The 21,933-nt window shown below is 73.9% G+C and carries 28 protein-coding genes and 2 pseudogenes; 20 read left to right on the top strand and 10 right to left on the bottom strand.

Annotated features, from left to right (window positions below):
- The first annotated feature begins 30 nt into the window (after positions 1 to 30).
- From J4557_RS25785 to J4557_RS25755, 7 genes are all read left to right on the top strand, one after another.
- Positions 31 to 591 (top strand): DUF1062 domain-containing protein, encoded by a 561-nt coding sequence (locus tag J4557_RS25785; RefSeq protein WP_208269296.1) that lies wholly within the window; start codon positions 31 to 33, stop codon positions 589 to 591.
- A gap of 705 nt (positions 592 to 1,296) precedes the next feature.
- On the top strand, positions 1,297 to 1,473 hold the full coding sequence (locus J4557_RS25780; protein WP_190856668.1) for a ribbon-helix-helix domain-containing protein: 177 nt from the start codon (positions 1,297 to 1,299) through the stop codon (positions 1,471 to 1,473).
- A gap of 1 nt (position 1,474) precedes the next feature.
- A complete protein-coding gene (locus tag J4557_RS25775; protein ID WP_208269295.1) occupies positions 1,475 to 1,816 on the top strand; it encodes a VOC family protein in 342 nt (113 codons plus the stop codon).
- Positions 1,817 to 1,966: 150 nt separating this feature from the next.
- Positions 1,967 to 2,275 (top strand): hypothetical protein, encoded by a 309-nt coding sequence (locus J4557_RS25770; RefSeq protein WP_208269294.1) that lies wholly within the window; start codon positions 1,967 to 1,969, stop codon positions 2,273 to 2,275.
- Positions 2,276 to 2,299: 24 nt separating this feature from the next.
- Entirely contained in the window at positions 2,300 to 3,103 is an 804-nt protein-coding gene (locus tag J4557_RS25765) for a hypothetical protein (RefSeq protein WP_208269293.1), read from the top strand.
- Between the two features lie 7 nt (positions 3,104 to 3,110).
- Positions 3,111 to 3,659, top strand: coding sequence for a hypothetical protein (locus J4557_RS25760; protein WP_208269292.1), 549 nt, complete (start codon positions 3,111 to 3,113; stop codon positions 3,657 to 3,659).
- A 724-nt stretch (positions 3,660 to 4,383) separates the two neighbouring features.
- Positions 4,384 to 4,884 carry a MarR family winged helix-turn-helix transcriptional regulator gene (locus tag J4557_RS25755; RefSeq protein ID WP_208269291.1) on the top strand — a complete coding sequence of 167 codons (501 nt, stop codon included), beginning with the start codon at positions 4,384 to 4,386 and terminating at the stop codon, positions 4,882 to 4,884.
- 18 nt (positions 4,885 to 4,902) lie between these two features.
- On the opposite strand, the pseudogene J4557_RS25750 reads toward J4557_RS25755, so the two are convergent.
- Positions 4,903 to 5,876 (bottom strand): annotated as a pseudogene (locus tag J4557_RS25750) (helix-turn-helix transcriptional regulator).
- A gap of 108 nt (positions 5,877 to 5,984) precedes the next feature.
- On the opposite strand from J4557_RS25750, the gene J4557_RS25745 reads away from it, so the two are divergent.
- Positions 5,985 to 6,407, top strand: a complete 423-nt coding sequence (locus J4557_RS25745) for a VOC family protein (RefSeq protein WP_208269290.1) — start codon at positions 5,985 to 5,987, stop codon at positions 6,405 to 6,407.
- A gap of 54 nt (positions 6,408 to 6,461) precedes the next feature.
- Here the strand turns inward: J4557_RS25745 and J4557_RS25740 are convergent, their stop codons facing one another.
- Positions 6,462 to 8,780 (bottom strand): ATP-binding cassette domain-containing protein, encoded by a 2,319-nt coding sequence (locus J4557_RS25740; RefSeq protein WP_208269289.1) that lies wholly within the window; start codon positions 8,778 to 8,780, stop codon positions 6,462 to 6,464.
- 82 nt (positions 8,781 to 8,862) lie between these two features.
- Between J4557_RS25740 and J4557_RS25735 the strand changes: the two genes are divergently transcribed.
- Both J4557_RS25735 and J4557_RS25730 read left to right on the top strand, forming a co-directional pair.
- Positions 8,863 to 9,732 carry a TetR/AcrR family transcriptional regulator gene (locus J4557_RS25735; protein WP_208269288.1) on the top strand — a complete coding sequence of 290 codons (870 nt, stop codon included), beginning with the start codon at positions 8,863 to 8,865 and terminating at the stop codon, positions 9,730 to 9,732.
- An 82-nt stretch (positions 9,733 to 9,814) separates the two neighbouring features.
- Positions 9,815 to 10,543, top strand: coding sequence for a hemerythrin domain-containing protein (locus J4557_RS25730; protein ID WP_208269287.1), 729 nt, complete (start codon positions 9,815 to 9,817; stop codon positions 10,541 to 10,543).
- A gap of 24 nt (positions 10,544 to 10,567) precedes the next feature.
- Here the strand turns inward: J4557_RS25730 and J4557_RS51105 are convergent, their stop codons facing one another.
- From J4557_RS51105 to J4557_RS25690, 8 genes are all read right to left on the bottom strand, one after another.
- Positions 10,568 to 11,767, bottom strand: coding sequence for a glycoside hydrolase family 183 protein (locus J4557_RS51105; RefSeq protein ID WP_208269286.1), 1,200 nt, complete (start codon positions 11,765 to 11,767; stop codon positions 10,568 to 10,570).
- A 112-nt stretch (positions 11,768 to 11,879) separates the two neighbouring features.
- Entirely contained in the window at positions 11,880 to 13,697 is a 1,818-nt protein-coding gene (locus tag J4557_RS25720) for a complex I subunit 5 family protein (protein WP_208269285.1), read from the bottom strand.
- Positions 13,694 to 14,041: a sodium:proton antiporter gene (locus tag J4557_RS25715; protein ID WP_208269284.1), complete on the bottom strand. Its 348-nt coding sequence runs from the start codon at positions 14,039 to 14,041 to the stop codon at positions 13,694 to 13,696. Before J4557_RS25715 ends, J4557_RS25720 begins: the two co-directional genes overlap by 4 nt.
- The gene (locus J4557_RS25710; RefSeq protein ID WP_208269283.1) at positions 14,038 to 14,730 is read right to left on the bottom strand and encodes an MnhB domain-containing protein; all 693 of its coding nucleotides are present in this window, start codon (positions 14,728 to 14,730) and stop codon (positions 14,038 to 14,040) included. The genes J4557_RS25715 and J4557_RS25710 overlap by 4 nt, the downstream gene beginning before the upstream one ends.
- A 10-nt stretch (positions 14,731 to 14,740) precedes the next feature.
- Positions 14,741 to 15,121, bottom strand: coding sequence for a Na(+)/H(+) antiporter subunit B (locus J4557_RS25705; RefSeq protein ID WP_208269282.1), 381 nt, complete (start codon positions 15,119 to 15,121; stop codon positions 14,741 to 14,743).
- The gene (locus tag J4557_RS25700) at positions 15,118 to 15,471 is read right to left on the bottom strand and encodes a monovalent cation/H(+) antiporter subunit G (RefSeq protein ID WP_208269281.1); all 354 of its coding nucleotides are present in this window, start codon (positions 15,469 to 15,471) and stop codon (positions 15,118 to 15,120) included. Before J4557_RS25700 ends, J4557_RS25705 begins: the two co-directional genes overlap by 4 nt.
- A 36-nt stretch (positions 15,472 to 15,507) precedes the next feature.
- Positions 15,508 to 15,759 (bottom strand): monovalent cation/H+ antiporter complex subunit F, encoded by a 252-nt coding sequence (locus tag J4557_RS25695; RefSeq protein ID WP_208269280.1) that lies wholly within the window; start codon positions 15,757 to 15,759, stop codon positions 15,508 to 15,510.
- The gene (locus J4557_RS25690; protein WP_208269279.1) at positions 15,756 to 16,448 is read right to left on the bottom strand and encodes a hypothetical protein; all 693 of its coding nucleotides are present in this window, start codon (positions 16,446 to 16,448) and stop codon (positions 15,756 to 15,758) included. Before J4557_RS25690 ends, J4557_RS25695 begins: the two co-directional genes overlap by 4 nt.
- Before the next feature lie 233 nt (positions 16,449 to 16,681).
- Here J4557_RS25690 and J4557_RS25685 point away from each other — a divergent pair.
- The 10 genes and pseudogenes from J4557_RS25685 (at position 16,682) to J4557_RS51730 (ending at position 21,910) form a co-directional block, all read left to right on the top strand.
- Positions 16,682 to 17,540 (top strand): annotated as a pseudogene (locus J4557_RS25685) (TIGR03557 family F420-dependent LLM class oxidoreductase).
- Between the two features lie 43 nt (positions 17,541 to 17,583).
- On the top strand, positions 17,584 to 17,952 hold the full coding sequence (locus tag J4557_RS25680; protein WP_208269278.1) for a hypothetical protein: 369 nt from the start codon (positions 17,584 to 17,586) through the stop codon (positions 17,950 to 17,952).
- A 157-nt stretch (positions 17,953 to 18,109) separates the two neighbouring features.
- Positions 18,110 to 18,562 carry a gas vesicle protein GvpJ gene (gene gvpJ / locus J4557_RS25675; protein WP_208269277.1) on the top strand — a complete coding sequence of 151 codons (453 nt, stop codon included), beginning with the start codon at positions 18,110 to 18,112 and terminating at the stop codon, positions 18,560 to 18,562.
- Positions 18,559 to 19,335, top strand: a complete 777-nt coding sequence (locus tag J4557_RS25670) for a GvpL/GvpF family gas vesicle protein (protein ID WP_208269276.1) — start codon at positions 18,559 to 18,561, stop codon at positions 19,333 to 19,335. Before gvpJ ends, J4557_RS25670 begins: the two co-directional genes overlap by 4 nt.
- Positions 19,336 to 19,575: a gas vesicle protein GvpG gene (locus J4557_RS25665; RefSeq protein ID WP_208269275.1), complete on the top strand. Its 240-nt coding sequence runs from the start codon at positions 19,336 to 19,338 to the stop codon at positions 19,573 to 19,575.
- A gap of 28 nt (positions 19,576 to 19,603) precedes the next feature.
- Positions 19,604 to 19,864: a gas vesicle protein GvpO gene (gene gvpO, locus J4557_RS25660; protein WP_208269274.1), complete on the top strand. Its 261-nt coding sequence runs from the start codon at positions 19,604 to 19,606 to the stop codon at positions 19,862 to 19,864.
- Between the two features lie 6 nt (positions 19,865 to 19,870).
- The gene (locus tag J4557_RS25655) at positions 19,871 to 20,302 is read left to right on the top strand and encodes a gas vesicle protein (protein WP_208269273.1); all 432 of its coding nucleotides are present in this window, start codon (positions 19,871 to 19,873) and stop codon (positions 20,300 to 20,302) included.
- A complete protein-coding gene (locus tag J4557_RS25650) occupies positions 20,299 to 21,195 on the top strand; it encodes a GvpL/GvpF family gas vesicle protein (protein ID WP_208269272.1) in 897 nt (298 codons plus the stop codon). Before J4557_RS25655 ends, J4557_RS25650 begins: the two co-directional genes overlap by 4 nt.
- A complete protein-coding gene (locus tag J4557_RS25645) occupies positions 21,192 to 21,413 on the top strand; it encodes a gas vesicle protein (protein WP_208269271.1) in 222 nt (73 codons plus the stop codon). The genes J4557_RS25650 and J4557_RS25645 overlap by 4 nt, the downstream gene beginning before the upstream one ends.
- Positions 21,410 to 21,910: a gas vesicle protein K gene (locus tag J4557_RS51730; RefSeq protein WP_307800210.1), complete on the top strand. Its 501-nt coding sequence runs from the start codon at positions 21,410 to 21,412 to the stop codon at positions 21,908 to 21,910. The genes J4557_RS25645 and J4557_RS51730 overlap by 4 nt, the downstream gene beginning before the upstream one ends.
- Positions 21,911 to 21,933: the final 23 nt, after the last annotated feature.

Raw genomic sequence — 21,933 nt, 5'->3', positions numbered from 1 at the left:
AATCGGCCTCGTGTCAGGTCCAGAGAGATCATGTCTTCACAACCTCATACCGTCCTGCCCTGGGTCGTTCGCCGGACCCGGCTGCCCCTGCTGTCGCTGCGGTGCGCGGACTGCCGGTCGGAGTCGGCCACCACCGGCGACGGCAGGTTCCGCGTCAACGCGAACGGCAAGCTGCTGGACGTGTGGCTGCTGGTCCGCTGCGCGTCCTGCGACCGGACGAGCAAGCTCACCGTCCATGAGCGGGCGCCGGTCAGATCCTTCGATCCGGCCGAACTCCATGGCTACCGCGTCAACGATCCGGACCTGGTGGCGTCCAGGCTGCTGGATCCGCTGCTCGCCCGGCGCAACCGCTTCGCCCTGGACTGGACGGGCGCCTGGCGGCTGGACACCCCGTCGGCATGGCTCGACGAGGCATGGCCGGTCCAGGTGAAGGTCGTGTTCGAGGATCCGGTGCCGGTGCGTCCGGAACGTCTCATCGCCCAAGGGCTCGGCGTCAGCAGGAGCGAGGTGCTGCGCCGGATCAAGTGCGAGATTCCGCTGCGACGTCCGACGAGCACCGGGTTCACCTTCACCGTGATGCCCGGGGACTAGCAGGGAGACGGCCGCGGCGGGCCGGGTGGCGCGCCGCGGCCGTACCTTTCTCGGCGGGTGACATCGAGAACCTCCGCCGTGAACTCGCCGTCGCCGCCGAGGCGGGGCCCGGATGTGCGGGCGCTGGCCGAGCGGCTCACCGGTGCGCTCGACTCGGCGTCCAGGCTCGTGCTGCTGGAGGCAGAGAGCCAGGCCCTGGCCGCCGCGGACTGGACGAGGCTGCTCGCATCGCGCTGGGACGCCGTGGCGAACCCGCCGAGGTCGCGAGGTGGGTCCTGCGGCTGGCCGACCCGGCCTCGACCTGGCTCACCGGCTAGGTTGAGGCCATCGACGGGGTCCTAGATCTTTCCTGACCGCGACGGCCCTGGCGATGTGCAGCCACGTCCGTTCCGCCACATCTCCGTCTGGCCGGGACGGGACGGGACGGGAACAGCATGCGGGTCCAGGTGGTTACACGTGATGGTCGGTGTGCCTGGTGTCCCCGGGCCTCATCAATCGCCTTCGCGGAATACCGTCCGGCTGGAGCCGCGTCGCGCCACTCGCCGAGAGGCGACCCGCACACCGGCCAGCACGCATTCCCCGGCCCCGGTAGCGCTCATGTGCTGCCGGGGCTTTGTGGTTCCTGTCTGGATCGTGCAAGGCCGGCTCCCGCAGGCGGCGGACAGTGCTCGCGAGGCTACTGAGCTAGAGTGCTAGCATTCTCGTGTGGGCGACGAGGACGTCAAGCAGTTCAACGTGTACCTGCCGATCGGGCTGATCAAGCAGGTGAAGCACCGTGCCATCGAGGCGGAGCTGTCGCTGTCGGCGCTGGTCGCGGAGGCGCTGCGCGCCTACCTCGACGACGGCGGTCCGCAGGAGCGGTCCAGCGAGAAGGGGAAGTGAGATGACCACCGAGGGCTTCGAGGCCGTCTACCTGGAGACGCACAACTGGGGAAAGGCGGCCGGGTTCTTCCGGTCGCTGGGGTTCGAGCTGGAGTTCGAGACCGATCACAACTCCGGGCAGTTCCGGAAGGGCGACGGCCCCTACGTCTTCATCGCCGAGGTACCCGAGGACCGGGAGCCGCAGGCGCGGATGGTGCTGAAGGTGCCGGACGCGGAGGAGTTCCGTCCGGGCGCGGGCGTGGAGGTGGTGACGCCGTTCGAGGACACCCATTACGGGAGCCGGGAGATGACCGTCCGGGACCCCGACGGGCGGCTGTGGATCCTGCAGGCCCCGGGCAAGTGACCACCCTCGAAGGCGAGGCGGGTACCGAGCAGACGGTGGTGCGGGTCGCGCTGTGAGGGGCGCTGCCCGTCCCCGCCGCCGACTGGTCGAATTCGGCTACGGGATCCCAGACGGGCTGCGGCTGGTGCCGGTCGACTTCGAGATGGAGTCGTGGGGGAGCGGCCGGGGTCGATCCGGGCGAGCCGGCCGTGGTGTCGATGTACCCGACCGAGGGCGAACGCGGCCGCGCTGCGCCTGCTGTCGGCGCTCGCGCCCGGCTCCACCCTGGCCATGACTTCCCAGCCGCCGCTGGAACTGACCGAGCACCCGGCGCGGCGGGCCACCGAAAACGGCGCCCGCTCGTCGGGGACGCCGTTCATCAACTCCAGGGGGCGAAATGGGGAGGCGGAATCGCTCGATTACGCCCCCTCGTTGCCTGTCCTCGGCTCCGAGGCCCTGTCTCGTCCGAATGTGATGTGACCTTGCTCGGGCACACTGGCTCGGGTGGAAGGCGACGGGATTGAGAACGCACGCCGGTGGTTGGCGGAAGTCGGCGTAGCCGAGATCAGGGAAGGTGTGTGGACCGACAGCGAGCAGCCGGGCAGGGAGTTGACGGCGGAGGAGGTCGCCCACGAATGTGCGCCTGGGGCTGTGCTGGCCGATGGGCTGGATCCGGTCGGACGCCTCCGGTTGGCCTTCGGACTGCTGGACCTGCTCGATGAGTACTGGGTGACCGCTGAGATCGGCTTCGCGATGCAGGACGAGCAGGATCCACTCGTGTGGGAGGCGCTCTGGGACTGCTACCGCAGCCGCCTGGAGGCTTCTCGGACGGCGAAGAACCTCACCTACTCCTTGTGGGTCGACTGGTTCGAGGACGCCAAGACCGTCGAAACCGCTTTCACAGCCGTCCTCGGCAAGGACATCGACTTGCTGCGGGATCCCTGTGCGCTCGACGAACCCGACCGCACCGCATTCCACCGAAGGGCCTGCCGAGTCCTGGAAGTCTCCGGACCGGTGCCGTGGCCGATCAAGTTCCCCATCTACGAGGCAGCCTCCGGACGGGCCGATCTCCACCCGTCGCTCTTCAAGGGACTGCTCTCCAGCTATCACGACTTTCACGGCCGCCTCGAACCCGACGCGGCGCTCGACCTCATGCGACGCCTCGACCTTCCGGACGGAACAGAACACCGCGCCGCGCTCCGCACCGTCCTCCAAGCCGGTCACGCCAATCACTACGGCGACCCGAACGTATGGCGTGCAGCCCGGCCTCAAGGTGAGAAGTCGAGGACTCGTCGTTGGACGTCGTGAGGCGCTGGTGCTGTCGGCGATGGACCGCATGATCTCCGCCGCCGACATGCTCGACTGGCTCCTGGACACCCGGGACCTGGTCGACACACCGGCTGTCACCGCCGCGCCTACGAGACTGATCACCCAGGCCCCCGGAACCGAGGGAATGCGGGCGCTCATCGCGGAGGAGTCGCGCGGTACGCCGCGTCCGCTCCATCTGCGGCCGACCCCCGCCGCCCGAAAGGCGTTCCAGTACCTGCGGGACAAGCGTGCGGAGGAACACCGCTCCGCGGAGCTGGGTCCCCTCGCCGAGCGTGTGTGGGAGCGGCGCGCCATCTTCGCGGAGGCGCCGGAACTGAGATCAACGGCGGCGTGGGAGGCGGCAGGCGAGCGACGCCGAGAGCAGATCACCGATGCCGTCGTCACCGCCTTGGGGCCGGAGTTCTCCCTGATCGGACCGCGCTCGTTCGGTGGCTCGCCGATCGCGGTGCTGTCGCGCCAGGGCGTGCGGTTCTGCCTCGTGCCCGGCGGCGGCGTCGGCCTCTCGCCTGAGGAGGAGTTGGCCAGCAACGCCTGAGCGCCTCGAACCTGCCCGAGATCCGCCATGCCGCCGACCAGCGCGAGGAGTGGGAGGAGGACTACACGCTCCTCGATGAGCCGGACCTGATGGGGCCGATGACACATGTGGAGGTCGGCCCGATGGTGGTCGCGCAGGCGCCGAGTCCACCGCTGCCACCGCACGAGGTGTTCGACGAACTGGAGAGGTCACCGCTACGGTTCCCCTCCAAAGCCGAGTGGGAGTATGTCGCACGCGGCGGTCTCGTCCACCGGCTCACCTACCAGGGTCCCGGCATCCCCGACGGCGACGAATGGTTCCGGGCGACCGAGGCGCTCGGCGTCGACGGCGCGAACATGTTCGGACTGTACGGGTTCGGCTCCCAGCCCGAGCCCTGCACGGACGTGTTCCATCGCGGCCATGACGGCCTCCCCGCCGACGGGACCCCACGGCGCGGCGCAGGACCCCGCGTTGTCAAAGGCGGCGCCGCGTACTGCCATCCGTGGCAGGGCCGTGGTGAATGGCAGCTGCTGCTCTCAGGCCATGCGGACTCCGCAGACGGTAGGGGAGCACACGCTCGCCCCCCGCTTCGTGATCGCGATCCGAAACGCCTGGACACCCCACGGGCGGATTCCGCCCGCGACAGGTCGGGGTGCCGCCCCCGGGGGGACGGCCCGGTCCACCGGAGCGCCCGCTTCCCGAATCGCCCGATTGATATTCTCAACGTTGAGATAAGGAGGCGGCGATGGCGGACGCGGTGGACGACATCCTCGCGCAGTGGGCGCGGGAGCGACCCGACCTGGACGTGTGGCCGATGGGGATCATCGGCCGGATCTCCCGGCTGCAGATGCTGCTGCACCGGGAGCTGCGCGGGTTCTTCGCCGAGCGGGGGCTGGAGAGCTGGGAGTTCGACGTGCTGGCGACGCTGCGGCGGTCGGGCGCGCCCTACGAGCTGACCGCGGGGGCGCTGCTGAAGGCGGCGATGGTCACCTCGGGCGCCATCACCAACCGGATCGACCGGATGGAGGCCAAGGGGCTGGTGGAGCGGGTCCGCGACGCCGGGGACCGGCGGTCGGTGCTGATCCGGCTGACCCCGCACGGCCTGGCGGTCGTGGACGAGGCGGTCGGCGCGCACGTGGAGAACGAGGCGCGGCTGCTGGCTTCGCTCGGCCCGTCCGAGCGGGAGGACCTGGCGGGGAGACTGCGGGTGCTGCTGGAGTCGCTGGGCGACGCCTCCCGCGCCTGAGCCGCTCGTTCCGCGCCGTCACCCGGTGGTGAACGGGCGGGTCGCGCGGGCGGCGCGGTCGGCGATGGCGGTGAGGTGGGCGGCGAGCTCGGGCGGGTCGAGCAGGGTGTAGTCGACGTCGAGGACAGCGATGCGGTGGGCCAGGTACCGCAGGGAGTCCGAGCGGGTGTGCAGGCGGCAGGTGCGGTCGTCGACCGGTTCCAGGACGCCGTGCCAGGCGGTGACGTGCCGGGCGGCCTCGGCGAACGGGACGTGCAGCAGCAGGCGGGCGCGGATGGCGCCGGATCCGCCGGCGAGGTTGTCCATGGCCCAGGACGTGGGGTCCGCGCCGCTGGGCGGGGTGCGGGCCGGAACGCGGACGCCGGTGCGGTGGGGGTCGGCGATCCGGTCGGCGCGGTAGGTGCGCCAGTCCGCGCGGTCCTCGTCGTGGGCGACCAGGTACCAGCGGCGTCCGGCCGTGCGAGGCGGTGGGGCTGGGCGTGCCGGCGGCTCTCGGTGCCGTCGGCGGCGGTGTAGGAGAAGCGGACGTTCTCGCCGGCGACGCAGGCGGCGGCGAGCAGGGACAGGACGGCGGGGTCGGCGGCGGGTGGCGCGTCGGCGTGCGGCGGGAGCGCGACGGCGGCCCGCGCGAGCGCGGTGACGCGGTGCCGCAGCCGTTTCGGCAGGACCTGCTCGAGTTTGGCCAGGGCGCGCTGGGAGGCGTCCTCGATGCCGGTGACGGCGCCGGCGGTGCGCAGCCCGATCGCAATGGCGGTCGCCTCGTCGTCGTCCAGCAGCAGCGGCGGCATCGCGGTGCCGGCGGTGAGCCGGTAGCCGCCGGTGCTGCCGTGCACGGCGCGGACGGGGTAGCCGAGGGTGCGCAGGCGGTCGATGTCGCGGCGGATGGTGCGGCCGGTGACGCCGAGGCGGTCGGCGAGTTCGGCGCCGGTCCAGTCGCGGGGCGTCTGCAGCAGGGACAGCAGCCGCAGCAGCCGTCCGGAGGGATCGCGCATGGGTCCATCCTGCCGACCGGTTAGGACGTTTGCTGACCTAATGGGCTCCTAGTGTCGTCGCTGTCGGGACCGGGAGACGTCCGGTCCCCTGGCGGACGGAGGAACGGCATGCTGCGCGGACTGTCGACGATCAGCTTCTTCGCGGACGATGTGGAGGCGGCCGGCGACTGGTACGCCGGGCTGCTCGGGGCGCGTCCGTACTTCCGCGTCCCGGGTCCGGACGGCCGGGCGGTCTACCTGGAGTTCCGGGTCGGGGACCATCAGCACGAGCTGGGGTTGATCGACGCCCGCTTCCGTCCGGGAACGGCAGGCGCGGGGGAGCCGGGCGGGGCGGTGGCGTACTGGCACGTCGACGACCTGGAGGGCGCGGTGGCGCGGCTGGTGTCGATGGGCGCCCGCGTCCACGAGGAGATCACCGAGCGCGGGGAGGGCACGGGGTTCGCGACGGCGTCGGTCGTCGACCCGTTCGGCAACGTGCTCGGGGTGATGACCAACCCGCACTACCTGCGGATGCTGGCGGCGGCCCGCTGACGCCGGGCCGGGAGCGGTCGCGCCGCCCCCGGCCCGGGTGGACCGGTCCGGGGGTCAGTCGCGTCCGACGTAGGCGCGCAGGTGGCGGGCGGTGAGGGTGTCGGCGGAGGCGACCAGGTCGGCGGGGGTGCCGGTGAACACGACGCGGCCGCCGTCGGCTCCGGCGCCGGGGCCGAGGTCGATGATGTGGTCGGCGTGGGCCATGACGGCCTGGTGGTGCTCGATGACGATGACCGACTTGCCGGTGTCGACGAGGCGGTCCAGCAGGCCGAGCAGCTGGTCGACGTCGGCCAGGTGCAGGCCGGTGGTGGGTTCGTCCAGGACGTAGACGGCGGCGTCGCCGGCCATGTGGACGGCGAGCTTGAGGCGCTGGCGCTCCCCGCCGGACAGGGTGGTGAGGGGCTGGCCGAGGGTCAGGTAGCCCAGGCCGACGCCGGCGAGCCGGTCGAGGACGGCGTGGGCCGCGCCGGTGGGGAAGAACTCGCGGGCCTGCTCGACGGACATCGCCAGGACCTGGCTGATGTCCTTGCCGCGCAGGGTGTGGGTGAGGACCTCGGCGGTGAAGCGGCGCCCTTCGCATTTCTCGCAGACGGCGGCGACGCCCGCCATCATCGCCAGGTCGGTGTAGATCAAGCCGATGCCCTTGCAGGCGGGGCAGGCGCCTTCGGAGTTGGCGCTGAACAGGGCGGCCTTGACACCGTTGGCCTTGGCGAACGCGGCGCGGACGTGGTCGAGCAGGCCGGTGTAGGTGGCGGGGTTGCTGCGGCGAGAGCCGCGGATGGCGGACTGGTCGACCACGACGACGCCGTCGCGTCCGGGCAGCGCGCCGTGCACGAGGGAGCTCTTGCCGGATCCGGCGACGCCGGTGACGACGGTGAGCACGCCGAGCGGGACGTCGACGTCGACGTCCTTGAGGTTGTGCAGGTTCGCGCCGCGGATCGGCAGGTGGCCGGTCGGGGTGCGGGGCCGCTCCCGCAGCCGGGCGCGGTGGTCCAGGTGGCGTCCGGTGAGGGTGCCGGAGGCGCGCAGCCCGGCGACGTCGCCGGCGAAGCAGACCTGCCCGCCGGCGGTTCCGGCGCCGGGGCCGAGGTCGACGACGTGGTCGGCGATCGCGATCGTCTCGGGCTTGTGCTCGACGACCAGGACGGTGTTGCCCTTGTCGCGCAGCCGCAGCAGCAGGTCGTTCATCCGCTGGATGTCGTGGGGGTGCAGGCCGGCGGTGGGTTCGTCGAAGACGTAGGTGACGTCGGTGAGGGACGAGCCGAGGTGGCGGACCATCTTCACCCGCTGCGCCTCGCCGCCCGACAGGCTCGGGGACTCGCGGTCCAGGCTGAGATACCCCAGGCCGATCTCCACGAGCGAGTCGAGGGTCTCGCGCAGGGTGGCCACCAGCGGCGCGACGGACTCGTCGTCGATCTTGGCGGCGACGTCGGCGAGGTCGCTGATCTGCATGGCGGCGCAGTCGGCGATGTTCAGGCCGCCGATGCGGCCGGCGAGCGCGGCGGGGTTGAGGCGGGCGCCGCCGCAGGCGGGGCAGGTGCTGAAGGTGACGGCGCGGTCGACGAAGGCGCGGATGTGCGGCTGCAGGGAGTCGCGGTCCTTGCCCAGGAAGAGCCGCTTCACCTTCACCAGCAGGCCCTCGTAGGTGGTGTTGAGGCCGCTGTTGTGGACCTTGGTGGCGGGCTTGTTGAGGAGGTCGTCCCACTGGGCGGGGGTGTAGTCGCGGAGTTTGGCGTCGGGGTCGACGAACCCGGACCCGGCCAGCACCTTCCAGTACCAGGAGCCGACGGCGAAGTTGGGGACGGTGACGGCGCCCTCGTTGAGCGACAGGTCGCGGTCGACGAGCTGGTCGAGGTCGATGGCGGTGGTGCGGCCGAGGCCCTCGCATTCGGGGCACATGCCCTCGGCGCTGTTGAAGCTGTAGGCCGAGGACGTCCCGGCGCTCGGCACGGCGAGGCGGGAGAAGATGATCCGCAGCATGGTGTGGGCGTCGGTGGCGGTGCCGACGGTGGAGCGGGAGTTGGCGCCCATCGGCTCCTGGTCGACGATGATCGCCGCGGACAGGTTGCGCAGCGCGTCGACGTCGGGGCGGGCGGGACTGCCCATGAACGACTGCAGGAACGCGGTGTAGGTCTCGTTGATCAGCCGCCGGGACTCGGCGGCGATGGTGCCGAAGACCAGCGACGACTTGCCCGAGCCGGACACGCCGGTGAAGACGGTGAGGCGGCGTTTGGGGATGTCCAGGTCGACGCCGGCGAGGTTGTTCTCGCGGGCGCCGCGGACCTCGATGACGTCGTGCCGGTCGGCGGCGCGGCCGGCGGCGGTTCGGGGGCCGGTCGGGGTGTCGGTGCCGGTGGTGGGCGGGAGGGGCATGCGTCGTCCTCGCATCGGCTTGATAGCTTATGGCGTAAAGAGATCGCCGAATGAATCAGTGTACGGCATACGGAGTTGTACGGTGACCGTGTTCGCGGGGCAGGGCGACCCCCGCCGCTCGATGGACCTGCTGTGGAGGCGGCCGGAGGCCGCGCCGCCGGGTGCGCGTCCGGGACCGAGGCCGGGGCTGAGCGTGGAGGTCATCGTGGACGCGGCGATCGCGGTCGCCGACGCCGAGGGGATGGCGGCCCTGTCGATGCGCGCGGTCGGCGAGCGGCTCGGCCGGACGGCGATGGCGCTGTACACCTACGTGCCGGGCAAGGCCGAGCTGGTGGACCTGATGTACGACCGGGCGCTGGCGGAGCTGCCGGCCGCTTACGAGGTGCGGGCGGGGTGGCGTGCGGCGCTGGTGGCGTGGGCGGAGGACAGCTGGGCGTTCTACCTGCGGCATCCGTGGATGCTTCAGGTGTCGCAGGCGCGCCCGGTGCTGGGCCCCAACGAGTACGGGGTATTGGAGGCGCTGCTGGGGGTGCTGGCGGCGACGGGGCTGGACGCGCGGGGGGTGCGGCGGGCGGTCGCGACGCTGTCGAGCGTGGTGCGGGGCGCGGCGCGGACGGTGGCGGAGTCGCGGCAGGCGGTGCGGGCGACGGGCCTGACGGAGGCGCAGTGGTGGCACGGGCGGGCCGGGGCGCTGCCGGAGGTCGCGCCGGGGTTCGCCGAGCGGTTCCCGCGCGTGGCGTGGCTGGACGCCGAGGGCGCCCCCGACGCCCGGGACACCGCTGAAGCGGCCGGCGAGGCGGGTGCCGGTTCGGGCGGCGGCTCAGACGGTGAGGCCGAGGGCGGGGTGCCGTATCTGGAGCAGGCGGCGCGGGAGGCGTTCGAGGGCGGGCTGGAACTCGTCCTGGACGGCATCGAGGCGGCGATCGCCCGCACCGCCGCGCGTCAAGGCTGACGGGCCGTACCCGCGCGGGGACGTGAGCGGGATCTCATCGGCGTCCCGTCACATTCGGGGGGCGTGAAGTCCTCATCCTGGTATGGACACTTTCTCGATCGCGCTGCCCGACGAGGCGGCGGTGGGCGCGGCGGCCAAGCCCGGCGGCGGCCGGGCGGCGGTGGGCGTTTTCGGGCTGACCGGCCCGGCGTTCGTGGACGTCTACGCGCGCGCGGGGCACGCGGCGTTCCGCAGGGATCTGGAGCGGCTGGCGGCGGCAGCGGCGGCGGGCCGGGCGCACGCGCCGCTGGTGCGGGCGGGCTGGGAGAACCTGAAGCTGCAGCTGCGCCTTCATCACGATCTGCAGGCGGGCGCGCTGTGGCCGCGGGTGGAGCGTGCGGTGGCGGGCCACGGTCCCGAGCTGGGGGTGGTGGCGGAGCTGCGGGCGGAGTACGCCGGGATCGGGCCGCTGGTGGTGGCGCTGGACGCCGCGTTGGAGGACGGCGACCGGGGTTCGGGGGAGCTCGTGTCGGCGGTGCGCGCGCTGCGGGCGGCGCTGGAGGTGCATCTGCGGCATGAGGAGGCGGGGGTGCTGGCGCTGGCGCGGCGGGTGCTCGGCCCGGCGGACTGGGCGGGGTTCGCCGCGGACGCGGTGTCGGCGTGCGGTTCGGGGAGCGGCGGGTGCGGGGAGGGGACGGTGCCGTGGATGGTGGACGGGATCGCGCCGCTCGAGCGCAGCCGGTTCCTGACGGCGCTGCCGCGCGAGGTGCGGGAGATGAACCGGATGCGGTGGGAGCCGCGCTACCGCAGGCGCCGCCTGTGGAGCGTGTGACCGCCGGCCCGAGCCGGCGGGGTTTCACCAGGGGACGGCGCGGACGGTGACGTGCCGGTCGGCGGGGTTGTAATAGGACATCAGCAGCGCGGCGGCGGTGCTGAGCTCGGGGTGGCCGATGAAGGCGCGGCACTGGTCGTTGCCGCTGCCGCTCGAGCAGGGGACGTCGCCGTGCCCGGCGGGCCGCCAGGGGCCTTGCGGGGCGGGCGCGCGCCACAGCCGGTATCGGCCGTCCAGGCCGCGCTGCTCGATGAGGACCAGGCCCTTGCCGGCGGCGGTGTAGTCGGCGATGTGGACGGCGGCGGGCGCGGCGCCGGGGGCGACGGTCTGGGCGCGGGACGCGTCGGGCGTCCATCCGGCGGGGGACCAGTACCGGTAGGCGGACGGGTCGCGCCAGGCGGCGGGTTCGGCGGGGACGCGGACGAGGGTGACGCGGCCGGCGGCGCAGGCGCCGATGGTCCAGGTGTCGCAGGCCGAGCCGTAGAGGTAGAGGTGGCCGTCGCGCAGGACGGGGGAGCCGAGGGTGAGCTGGAAGGGCAGGCCGCCTGGAACGGTGAACACGCGGGTCTGGCCGTGCAGGGTGCGGTCGGCGGGCCGGTAGGCAGCGATGCCGTATCCCTGGGGGGTGATGGTGGTGCCGTGGACGCACACGTCGGTGTAGGTGAGCAGGACGGTGCCGTCGCCGTTCAGGGGTGCGGCGCCGGATATCCAGGAGGCGCTGTAGGCGGTGCCGGGGATGTGGCAGGGGGCGCCGCCGGGCAGCTGGAGGCCGGGCGGGGTGGCGAGCAGCGCTTGCGGCGGCCCGTCGCCGGGCGCGGTGGCGGTCCGGGTGCCGGGGGTGGGGAGTTCGGTGAGGTCGGTGGGGACGCGTCCGGGTGCGGTGGTGCCGGTGGCGGCGGTCGCGCCGAGCCACAGGCCGGGGCGGGTGCCCTTCCAGGTGGAGTCGCAGAACAGCCAGAGGGCGCGGTGGCCGGTGAGCGGGGCGCTGTAGCCGCAGTCGCGGTCGATGGTGTTGCCGGGTGCGGCGGTCTCGTAGCGGGACAGGACGCGTGCGGGCGGTGCGGCGCCGGGCGGGTGGCGGGGGCGGTCGTGCAGGAGGACGGCGACGATCGCGGCGGTGGTCAGCAGTGCGCCGGCGAGGAGGGCGGCGGGTGCGGCCAGTGCGCCGCGTCCGGGTGGTGCGGGCGGGGCCGTGGAGGCGGGGCGGGCCGTGCGGTGGTTCATGCGACGGTCCCTCTCCGGGGTGCGGCGGCTTCCGGGTGCCAGGGTCGCGTGCCGGTGCGGGCGGCGGCAAGCCGGGGTGCGCGGGGGTGCGGGCGGTGCGCGTCGGGGCGGGTCAGAAGCGGGCGGTGAGCAGGGCCAGGACGGCGACGCCGGCGGTGAGCCAGGCGGCGTAGTCGCCGATGTGGCCGGAGTGCAGGGCGTGCAGGCGGGCGGCCGCGGCGGCGGCGGTCCGGGCGAGGGGACCCGCGCCGCCGGGGCCGTCGGAGGCGGGGCCGGGAGCGCGGCGCCGTAGCGCGTACACGGCGACGAGCACGGCCAGCAGCAGGGTGGCCAGGAACCCGGCGACGCCGGAGGCGGTCCAGGGGTCGGCGGGGACGGCGTGGGGGTGGGGGACGCGGCCGTCCAGGACCAGGGCGGCGTAGCCGCCGGGGTCGGTGAACATCGCGGCGGCGGTGCCGACGGGCCCGCCGGGGATCAGCCCGACCAGCAGCGCGCCGATGAGCAGGACCAGGCCGGGGCTGACCATCGTCCAGGGCAGGTTCCGCAGGGTGGGGCGGGTCTCGGGGTCCTCGTGCCCGCCGCCGGCGCCGGGCCGTCCGCCGTGCGCGGGGTCCTCTTCGGCGGGGGTGCCGCGGAACACTCCGAGCCAGACGCGCAGGACGGCGCCGGCGGTGAGCGCGGACGCGACGACGGCCAGTGGGGTGAACCACCACCAGCCGAGCTCCTCGGCGGCGTGCTCGGTGACGGCGTGCCCGGCGAACAGCCCGGCGGGGGGCAGTCCGGCCAGGCCGAGCGCGCCGAGCAGGAAGGTGGTGCCGGTGGCGGGCATGCCGCGGCCGCGGCCGCGGAGTTCGTGCTCGTCGACGGTCTGGTGCCGGTTGAGCAGGGCGCCGGCGGCCAGGAACAGGGCGCCCTTCACGCCGGCGTGCCCGGCGAGGTAGTAGGCGGTGCCGGCGAGGGCGTCGGGTCCGTGGGCGGCGACGCCGACCAGCAGCAGCCCGACGTGGCTGATGGTGGAGTAGGCCAGCAGCCGTTTGATGTGGTGCTGCAGGACGCACATGACGGCGCCGAGCAGCGCGGCGGCGGCGCCGAGGACGGCGATGGCGCGCAGCGGGACGAGCCCGGCGAACGTCGCCCAGTAGGTGCGGGCGATGCCGTAGACGCCGAGCGGCACCATGATGCCGGAGAACAGCACGCAGACGGGGGTGGGGGCGACGGCGTGGGCGTCGGCGAGCCAGAAGTGGAAGGGGACGGCGGACGCCTTGACCAGGTAGCCGGTGCAGATCAGCACGAACGCCGCGGTGACGAGCGCGTCACCGTGCCCGCCGGCGGCGGTGCCGGCGAGCCCGCGTCCGGCGGTGGCGAGGCCGAGCTGCCCGGTGCGGGCGTAGACCAGGCCGATCCCGGCGAGGGTGAGGTAGGCGCCGATCGACTGGATGATGCCGAAGTTGAGGGCGCCGTGGACGGTGGAGGGCTCTTCGGAGCGGTAGCCGGTGAGCGCGAACGCCACGACGCTCATGAGTTCGAAGAACACGAACGCGTCGAACAGGTCGCCGGTGTAGACGTAGGCGACCATGGCCGCCAGGAACAGCAGCATGAGGGTGTGGAAGATCGCCTGGATCTCGGTGAAGAACCGCCAGGAGAACAGCAGCGCGGCGAGGGTGAGCAGGGCGGTGACGAGGGCGAGCCCGGCGGCGAAGGGGTCGGCGACCAGGGGGATGCCGACGCCGGTGGCCGGTCCCCAGCCGCCGAGCCAGCTGACCTGGGCGTGGTGGGGGGCGCGGGTGAGGGTGAGGGCGGCCAGGGCGGCGACGGCGGCGACGGCCAGCACGGCGGCGACGTCGACGACCAGCCGCGGCAGCCACCGCCCGGCGGTGGCCAGCAGCGCGGCGGCCAGGACGGGGACGGCGATGGTGATCTGCAGGATCACGATTCCAGCGACCTCAGTTCGCCGGGGTCGATGGTGCCGCGGCGCTTGGCGACCTGGACGGCCAGGGCGAGCAGCAGGGCGGTGACGGTGGCGCCGACGACGATGTCGGTGAGGGTCATGGCCTGCACGACGGGGTCGGTGACGGGGCGCCCGTGGGGCGGGCGGTCGGAGAAGACGGGGGCGGTGGCGCCGTAGCGGTAGCCGATGGCCAGCAGCAGCACGTAGGTGCCGGACTGGGTGACCGACAGGCACACCACGGCGTGGATGAGGTCGCGGCTGGTGACGATGCCGTAGATCCCGGCGAGGACGATCCAGCCGGCGGCCAGGTAGGGCAGGTGGCTCATGGGGTCTCTCCGCGTGGTTCGCACACGAGCAGCGCCTGTTCGAAGAACTTGCCGAGCAGCAGCACCAGCGCGCAGCCGACCTCGACGCCGACGGCGCCGTTGAGCGCGGGGACGGCGCCGGCGGCGGCCAGGGCCATCGCGACGAACACGCCGGCGGCGAGCGCCTCGGTCGACTCGAACACCGGGATGGGCCGCAGCCGCTGCAGCGCGGGGTAGTCGCCGGCGAGGTAGAGCAGGTGGACGGCGGTGCCGAGGATGACGCCGCCCTGGAATCCGCCGCCGGGGGACTGGGCGCCGTGGGCGATGATGTAGACGCCGATCAGCAGGGTGACGGGCAGCAGCAGGTAGCCGACGATGCGCAGCGCGTCCGACACCTGGGCGGGGCCGAGCCGGTGCGCGGCGCCCTGGTCCTCGGCCTCCTTGCCGACGACGCGCAGCAGCACCACCGCGCCGATCGCCGACGCCATGAGGATCAGTTCCTCGCCGACGGTGTCGAAGGCGCGCTGGTCGAAGTTGACCGAGGAGACGGTGTTGGTGGTGGACTCGCGCAGCGCCTGCCGGACGGCGCGGTCGCCGTAGGGGTGCACGGCGCCGCCGAAACGGGGCAGGTCGAGGGCGCCGGCGGCGAACAGGGCGGCGACGCCGGCCGCGCCGCCGAAGAACAGCAGGGTGCGGGTGCGGGTCCTCATGCGGGCGCTCTCATCGGGCGTCCCCGCGGGCCGCGCCGGTCCCGGCGCCGTCGCCGTCGCCTTCGCGGTCGGCGTGTCCTGGGTCGTCGTGGTCGGGGTGGCGGTCCTCCTCGCCGGTGTCGCCGCCCTCGCGGTGGCGGCGGGTGGCGTGCAGGGCGAGGACGACGATGAGGGGGACGACGACGGTGCCGACGCCGATCTGGGACATGGCGACGTCGGGGGCCTGCAGGATCAGGAACAGCACGCCGAGGACCATCCCGTATCCGGACAGGACGATGGCCTGGCGGGCGGGGTTGCGGGTCAGCACGACGGCGGTCGCCATGAGGACGGTCAGGGCGAGCGCGGTGAGGATGAGCGCGTCGGCGAGGGCGCCGGAGAACGGGTCGCTCATGGGGCCTCCGTCCCCGTCCCCGCGTCGCCGCTCCCGCGGTTCGGATCCCGGGGGCCGGTGCGGCGGTCGCCGGGCGGGGCGGTGCGGGCGACGGCCTGGCCGGCGGTGACGACGGTCGCGGGGCCGGTCGCGGCGAGCAGCATCCCGATCACGGCGATCTTGACGACGTCGTGCCAGGACGACCAGGGGTGCAGGGCCAGGCCGGCCAGCAGCAGCGGCGCGCCCAGCGCGGTGACGGGCGCGACGGCGTGCAGGCGGCCGGCGGCGCCGGGCGTGAGCGCCAGCCGCAGCCCGGCCACGACGCAGACGGCCGTGCCCGCCCAGGTGAGGGTGTCGGCGAGCAGGGTCATGGCGGTGGGGTCCCGTTCACGGTTGCTCCGTCCTGTTCACAGGGTCCGGCTGAAGAAGCGGGCGAACACCAGGGCCCCGGCGAACGACAGCAGGGCCAGGATGAGGGCGACGTCGAGGTAGGCGGGGCGCCCGTAGGCGGAGGTGAGCAGCGTCAGCACGAGGGTGACCAGGGGACCGGTGACGATGAGGCCGGCGAGCCGGTCGACGGGGCGCCCGCGCAGGGTGGTCAGCAGCGCGGGCAGCACGGCGCCGACCAGCAGCACCAAGGCGGGGACGGCGATGCTCACCGCGCCTCCCCGGAGCCGTGCCCGTCCGGCCCGTGCGGGTTGTCGGTTTCGTCGGCGCGGTCGGGGACGCGCCGCGGGTCCTGGACGAGGCCGGTGTCGCGCAGCCGCCGTTCGAAGGCCGACGGGTCGCGGCCGAGGCGGTGGACGTTCAGCAGCCCGCGCTCGGGATCGACGCCGCCGACGAAGGTGGCGGGCGAGGTCGACACCAGCAGGGTGGCGGTGCCGCGGTTGGCGGCGCCGGGCGCGACGGCCAGCGAGGTCCACGTGCCGCCGGACGCGCCGAGGACGGCGACGCGGGCGCTGTCGGCGACGATCTGGGCGGGCAGCAGCGCCAGCGGGGACAGCAGCCGGACGGGCGGGACGGGCCGCGCGCCGGGCGCGAGGTCGGCGGCGGGCAGGCGTCGCCCGGCGGGTTCGTGCGCGGTGCCGGTGGTGAACAGGGCACGGCGCCCGGCCATCGCGGCGGCGGCGCCGAACGCGGCGGCGACGGCGCCGACGGTGATCTCGATGATGTCGATCGTGGAGACCAGCGACAGGTAGAGCGCGAGAAGGAGCGCCCACCAGGCGAGCGGTTCGGCGGCGCGGCGGGCGGGCCCGGGCCGCAGCAGCGGGGTGGTGCGTGCGGCGCGGGGACCGGCCGGGGGCAGGCCGGGCGGGCGCCCGGGCGAGCCGGAGGCTGGTGGCGTCATGGGTTCCGCATACCCGAGCGGACGGTTCCAACCGTGATCGGCGGCAAGCGGTCGCCTCTCGCATCCCCACCCGGCTACCGGTTCGTGCGGGCCCGTGGTGAGGGCTTGTGGTGGGCGCCCGGATGTTTGCGCGCGCCTCGCGGGGTAGGCCGCGCTACGACCGTGAGGCCCACCGCGCTTGCGGGGCACCGCGCCTTTTCGGAGCACGGGGCCGGCAAGGGGAGGGGGTGGAGATGGCGAGGTTCGGGTATTTCCTGTCCGGCGAGGAGCACGCCCCCGGCGAGCTGGTGCAGCAGGCGCGGCTGGCCGAGCGGGCCGGGTTCGAGGCGCTGTGGATCTCCGACCACTTCCACCCGTGGCTGGACGAGCAGGGGCAGTCCTCGTTCGCCTGGGCGGTGATCGGCGCGCTCTCGCAGGCGACGTCGCTGCCGATCGGGACCGCGGTGACGTGCCCGCTGGTGCGCACGCACCCGGCGATCGTGGCGCAGGCCGCGGCGACGTGCGCGGTGCTGACCGGCGGCCGGTTCACCCTCGGCGTGGGGACCGGGGAGTTCCTCAACGAGCACATCATCGACTCGCGGTGGCCGCCGGCGGCCGAGCGGATGGAGATGCTGGAGGAGGCCGTCGCGCTGATGCGGCGGCTGTTCACCGGAAAGCTCGTCACGCACCGCGGCGAGCACTACCGCCTCGACACCGCCCGCCTGTACACCGTTCCCGACGAGCCGCCGCCGATCCACATCTCGGGGTTCGGGACCAAGGCGGCGACGCTGGCGGGCCGGATCGCCGACGGTTACATCTGCATGATGCCCGACGCGGACCTGGTGAAGGTGTTCCGCGAGGCAGGCGGGGCGGGCCGGCAGGCTGAAGGCGTGCTGGGCGTCCGACGAGGCGCGGGCGCGGCGGACCGCGCTGCGGCTGTGGGCCAGCGACCACCTGCCGGGCGAGGCGAACCAGCTGCTGCCGCAGCCGCGGCAGTTCCGCCAGCTGGCGCAGCTGGTGACCGAGGACGTGTTCGTCACGCAGATCGGGCCCGAGCAGGACGGCTTCTTCGACTTCTACTCCCGCGAGGTGCTGTCGCGCCTACGCGGATGACCCCCTACTCGCACGGCGAGACCCCCGGATGGAAGGAATGAGGATGGACACCCCCTCGGCGCCCGGCAAGGGCTCCGGACAGATCAGCAAGAACGCCGCACGCGCCGGCACCGCCGCGTCCGCCAAGGCCTCGGAGAAGGCGTCGGAGAAGGCGTCGGAGAAGGCGTCAGGCGCCGTGTCGGGCACGGCGTCCGGTGCGAAGTCGGCCGCCCGCCGCGGCACGGACACCGTCAGCACCGTCGGCGCGGGCGCCGGTCAGGTGGCCGGGCAGGTCGGCGGCCAGGTGGCGGCGCTGCCGGGCCGGGTGGCCGGGCTGGCGCGGCTGGTGACGCTGCGGCGGCTGCTGCGGGCGGCGCCGGTGGTGGCCGCCGCGGGCGCCGGCATCGTGATCGGCCGCCGCACCAAGCGCTGACCCGCCCGTTCGCGCCCCCGGGACCGTCCCGCACGGAGGGTCCCGGGGGCGCGGCATGCCGCTTGACCGGCGCCTGACCGAAACCGGAATGCCCGTTTAGACAGGTCGAGGCGGGTAGAGGGGTGCATGAACGTTTTCCCCCGGACAAGGAGATGACATGACTGGGCCGATAGCCCAGCAGACCTCGGGCACCAGCACCGTCCAGCGCGGCGGCGGTGGCGGCAGCAGCAGCCTCGCCGACGTCGTCGACCTGATCCTGGAGAAGGGTCTGGTCATCGACATCTACGCCCGAGTGTCGCTGGTCGGCATCGAGATCCTGACGGTCGACGTGCGGATCGTGGTGGCGAGCGTGGACACCTACCTGCGGTTCGCCAAGGCGGTGAACCGCCTCGACATCGCCCACGACGGCACCTCGCAGGGCCTTCCGCAGTTCGTGGAGGGCATGCAGGAGTCGGGCGCGAAGAAGAAGACCAGGGGCGCGCTGGAAGGCGCCGGCGAGCGGCTGAAGGAGACCTTCGGCGGCGGCTCCGACGATGACCAAGAGGACGAGGACAAGGACAAGCAGCCCGCGCGGCGGCGGTCGTCCAGCAAGAAGGAGGACGACGAATGACCTCCCCGAACGAACCCGGTGAGGACAGGACCCCCCAGTACGTGTACGGGGTGACGCGCGCAGGCGCCTCCCTGCCCGCCGACGTGGCGGGACTGGACGACCGGCCGGTCACGCTGGTGGAGGACGGCGGGCGCTGCGCCGCCGTCGTCAGCGACCTGCCGGCGGGCCGCCCGCTGGGCGAGCGCGCCGACCTGGTGGCGCACCAGCGGGTGCTGAACGCGCTGCTGGACGCGGGCATGGTGGTGCTGCCGTTCCGGTTCGGCGCCGCGCTGTCGGACCGCGCCGCGGTCCGCAAGGAGCTGCTGGAGGGCAACTCCGACCGGCTCGGGCAGGTCATGGACCAGCTGGAGGGCCGGGTGGAGCTGCGGCTGAAGGCCACCTACGTCGAGGACACGGTCCTGCGGGAGATCATGCAAGCCGAGCCGGAGGTCGCCGAGCTGTCGCGGCGGCTGCGGGAGGTCCCCGCGGACGTCGCCGACGCCGTCTACTACGACCAGGTCCGCCTCGGCGAGCTGATCGCGCAGGCGATGGACCGGCGCCGCGAGCACGACGGGCAGGTGCTGCTGGAGGCGGCCGCGCCCGCGGCCGAGGCGTTCGTGCGCAAGACGCCCGCCCGCGAGGAGGACGTCCTGGACGCCTCGTTCCTGGTGCGCGCCGACCGCCGCGAGGAGTTCGAGAAGGTCGTGGAGAAGCTCGGCGAGTCCCACACCGACCGGATCCGGCTGCGGCTGGTCGGGCCGCTGCCGCCCTACGACTTCGTCCCGGAGGCGTGAATGGGCCTGTTCACCGGCCTGGTGACGCTGCCGCTGGCGCCCGTGCGCGGGGTGATGTGGCTGGCGGAGGTGCTCACCGAGCAGGCCGAGCAGGAACTGTACGACCCCGGCAAGATCGCCGCCGAGATGCAGCAGATCGCCGACGAGGTCGCCGCGGGCGAGATCGGCGAGGACGAGGCCGCCGCCCGCGAGGAGGAACTGATCGCCCGCCTGCACGAGGGCCGCGCCCGCGGCCTGTAGCGGCGCGGCGCGTGGAGGGAGACCAGTGATGATGTCGGCGTCCGAGGCCGCCAAGCGGGCGGCCGAGCACGTGACGGCCATGACCGGCCGCGCCGCCGAGAGCGTCGTCGGCCTCGAGCGGGCCGGCGAGGACGGCTGGCGGGTGGCCGTGGAGGTGGTGGAGACCCACCGCATCCCCGACTCCGCCGACATCCTCGCCATCTACGACACCGAGGTCGACGCGGACGGCGAACTGGTGTCCTACCGGCGCGTGCGCCGGTACCCGCGCGGACGAGTGGAGAGGGACTGAGGACCATTGAGCGAGATCTCCTGGACCGGCTCGCGGGGGCCCGCCCGGTCGACGGCCGGGGAGCGGCAGGGGGCGAACCTGGCCGACCTGCTGGAGCGGATCCTGGACAAGGGCATCGTGATCGTCGGTGACGTCCGGGTGAACCTGCTGGACATCGAGCTGCTGACGATCAAACTGCGGCTGCTGGTGGCCTCGGTCGACCGCGCCCGGGAGATGGGCATCGACTGGTGGGAGCACGACCCGTCGCTGTCGTCGAAGGCCCGCGCGCCGAAGTCCGGCGACGGGCACGTGGAGGGCGGCGCGGACCGGGATCTGCTGGAGGAGAACCGGCGGCTGCGCGAGCGGCTGGCCGCACTGGAGGCGGGCGACGCCCCCGCCGCGTCCGGTTCCGAGGGCTCCGGGGCCCGCCGCGCCGAGGGGAAGGAGGCCGGATCGTGACCGACCACGACACCGCCGGCGACGGCCTCGCCGTCTACCTGTACGGGGTGGCGCGGGGCCTGGACCCGGCGGCGCTGGACGGCGCCGCCGGGGTGGGCGGCGCGGCCGTGCGCACCGTCGTGCACACGGCCGCGGAGGGGGCGCTGACCGCGCTGGTCAGCACCGTCCGCCTGGACCAGTACGGCGAGGCGGCGCTGCGCGAGAACCTGGAGGACCTGGCGTGGCTGGAGGAGACCGCCCGCGCCCACCACGACGTGGTGGACCGGTCGGCGCACGCCGCGCCGACCGCGCCGGTGCGGATCGCCACGATCTACCGCGACGACGCCCGGGTCGCGCAGGTGCTCGCCGAGCAGGGCGACCGGTTCGCCCGGGCGCTGGACCGGGTGGCCGGCCGCGCCGAGTGGGGCGTCAAGGTTTACGCGCACCGCGAGGCCCTCGAACCCGCGCAGCCCGCCGAACCTCCCGCGTCCGCCGCGTCCGCCGCGTCCGCGGCGCAGTCCGGCGCGGGCGGGGCGGGGACGGCCTACCTGCGGCGCCGCCAGGACGAGCGGCGCCGCCGCGCCGACGCGGGCCGCAAGGTCGGCGAGCAGGCCGCGGCGATCCACGACCGCCTCGCCGAACTCGCCGTCGCCGCCCGCCACCATCCGCCGCAGGACCCCAAGCTGTCGGGCCGCGACGGCGTGCAGATCCTCAACGCCGCCTACCTGCTGGAGGCCGGCGACGCGGAGGCGTTCGCGGAGGCGGCGCGGGCGGCGGGGGAGCGGTGGCCGGGCATCGAGGTGGAGGTGACGGGGCCGTGGCCGCCCTACTCCTTCATCGACACCGCCGAGACCGAAGCCGACACCGAAGCAGGGACCGGGTCCGCGCGGGCGGCCGAGGGGGCGGTGCGGTGACGGCCGTCCTGGACACCGGCCGCGACGTCCCGCTGGAGCGGGTCGCGCTGGTCGACCTGCTGGACCGGCTGCTGGCCGGCGGCGTGATGATCGCCGGTGACCTGGTCATCTCCATCGCGGACGTCGACCTGGTGCGGGTGTCGCTGCGCGCGCTGGTCACCTCGGTCCGCGACGAGCTGCTGCGCGGCGACGAGATGCTGCGCGAGGAGGAACGGTGAACCCCACACCCCGCGACCACCGCCCCGGCCCCGCGACCGGACGGCCCCGCACCGGGGAACGCGCGCCGGTGTCGGGTGAGGTGTCGGTGCGCGACCCCGCGGCGGGCGACCCGCTCACCGACGACATCCTCGCCGGCCGCACCGGCGGCGCGGCCGGCGACGCCCCGGTCCGCGCGACCCGCGCGTCCGCGCACGCCGAGGCTCTGCGGGAGCGGTCGTCGCGCACGATGCAGCGGCTGCGCACCGACCCCGAGACCGTCGAGCGGGACCTGGTGAAGCTGGTGCTGACACTGGTGGAGCTGGTCCGGCAGCTGATGGAGCGGCAGGCGCTGCGCCGCGCGGAGGGCGGCGACCTCACCGACGAGCAGATCGAGCGGCTCGGGCTGGCGCTGATGCGCCTGGACGAGGCGATGACCCGCCTCAAGGACCACTTCGACCTGGAGGACGGCGACCTGAACCTCGACCTCGGGCCGCTGGGTCCGCTGCTGCCCGAGTGACCCCGCCCTTCCGCTTCGCATCG

Origin of the sequence: Actinomadura nitritigenes (assembly GCF_017573545.1) — a bacterium.
Classification (GTDB): domain Bacteria; phylum Actinomycetota; class Actinomycetes; order Streptosporangiales; family Streptosporangiaceae; genus Spirillospora; species Spirillospora nitritigenes.
Note: the sequence above shows the minus strand (reverse complement) of the source record. Positions and strands in the feature narration are given on the sequence as shown.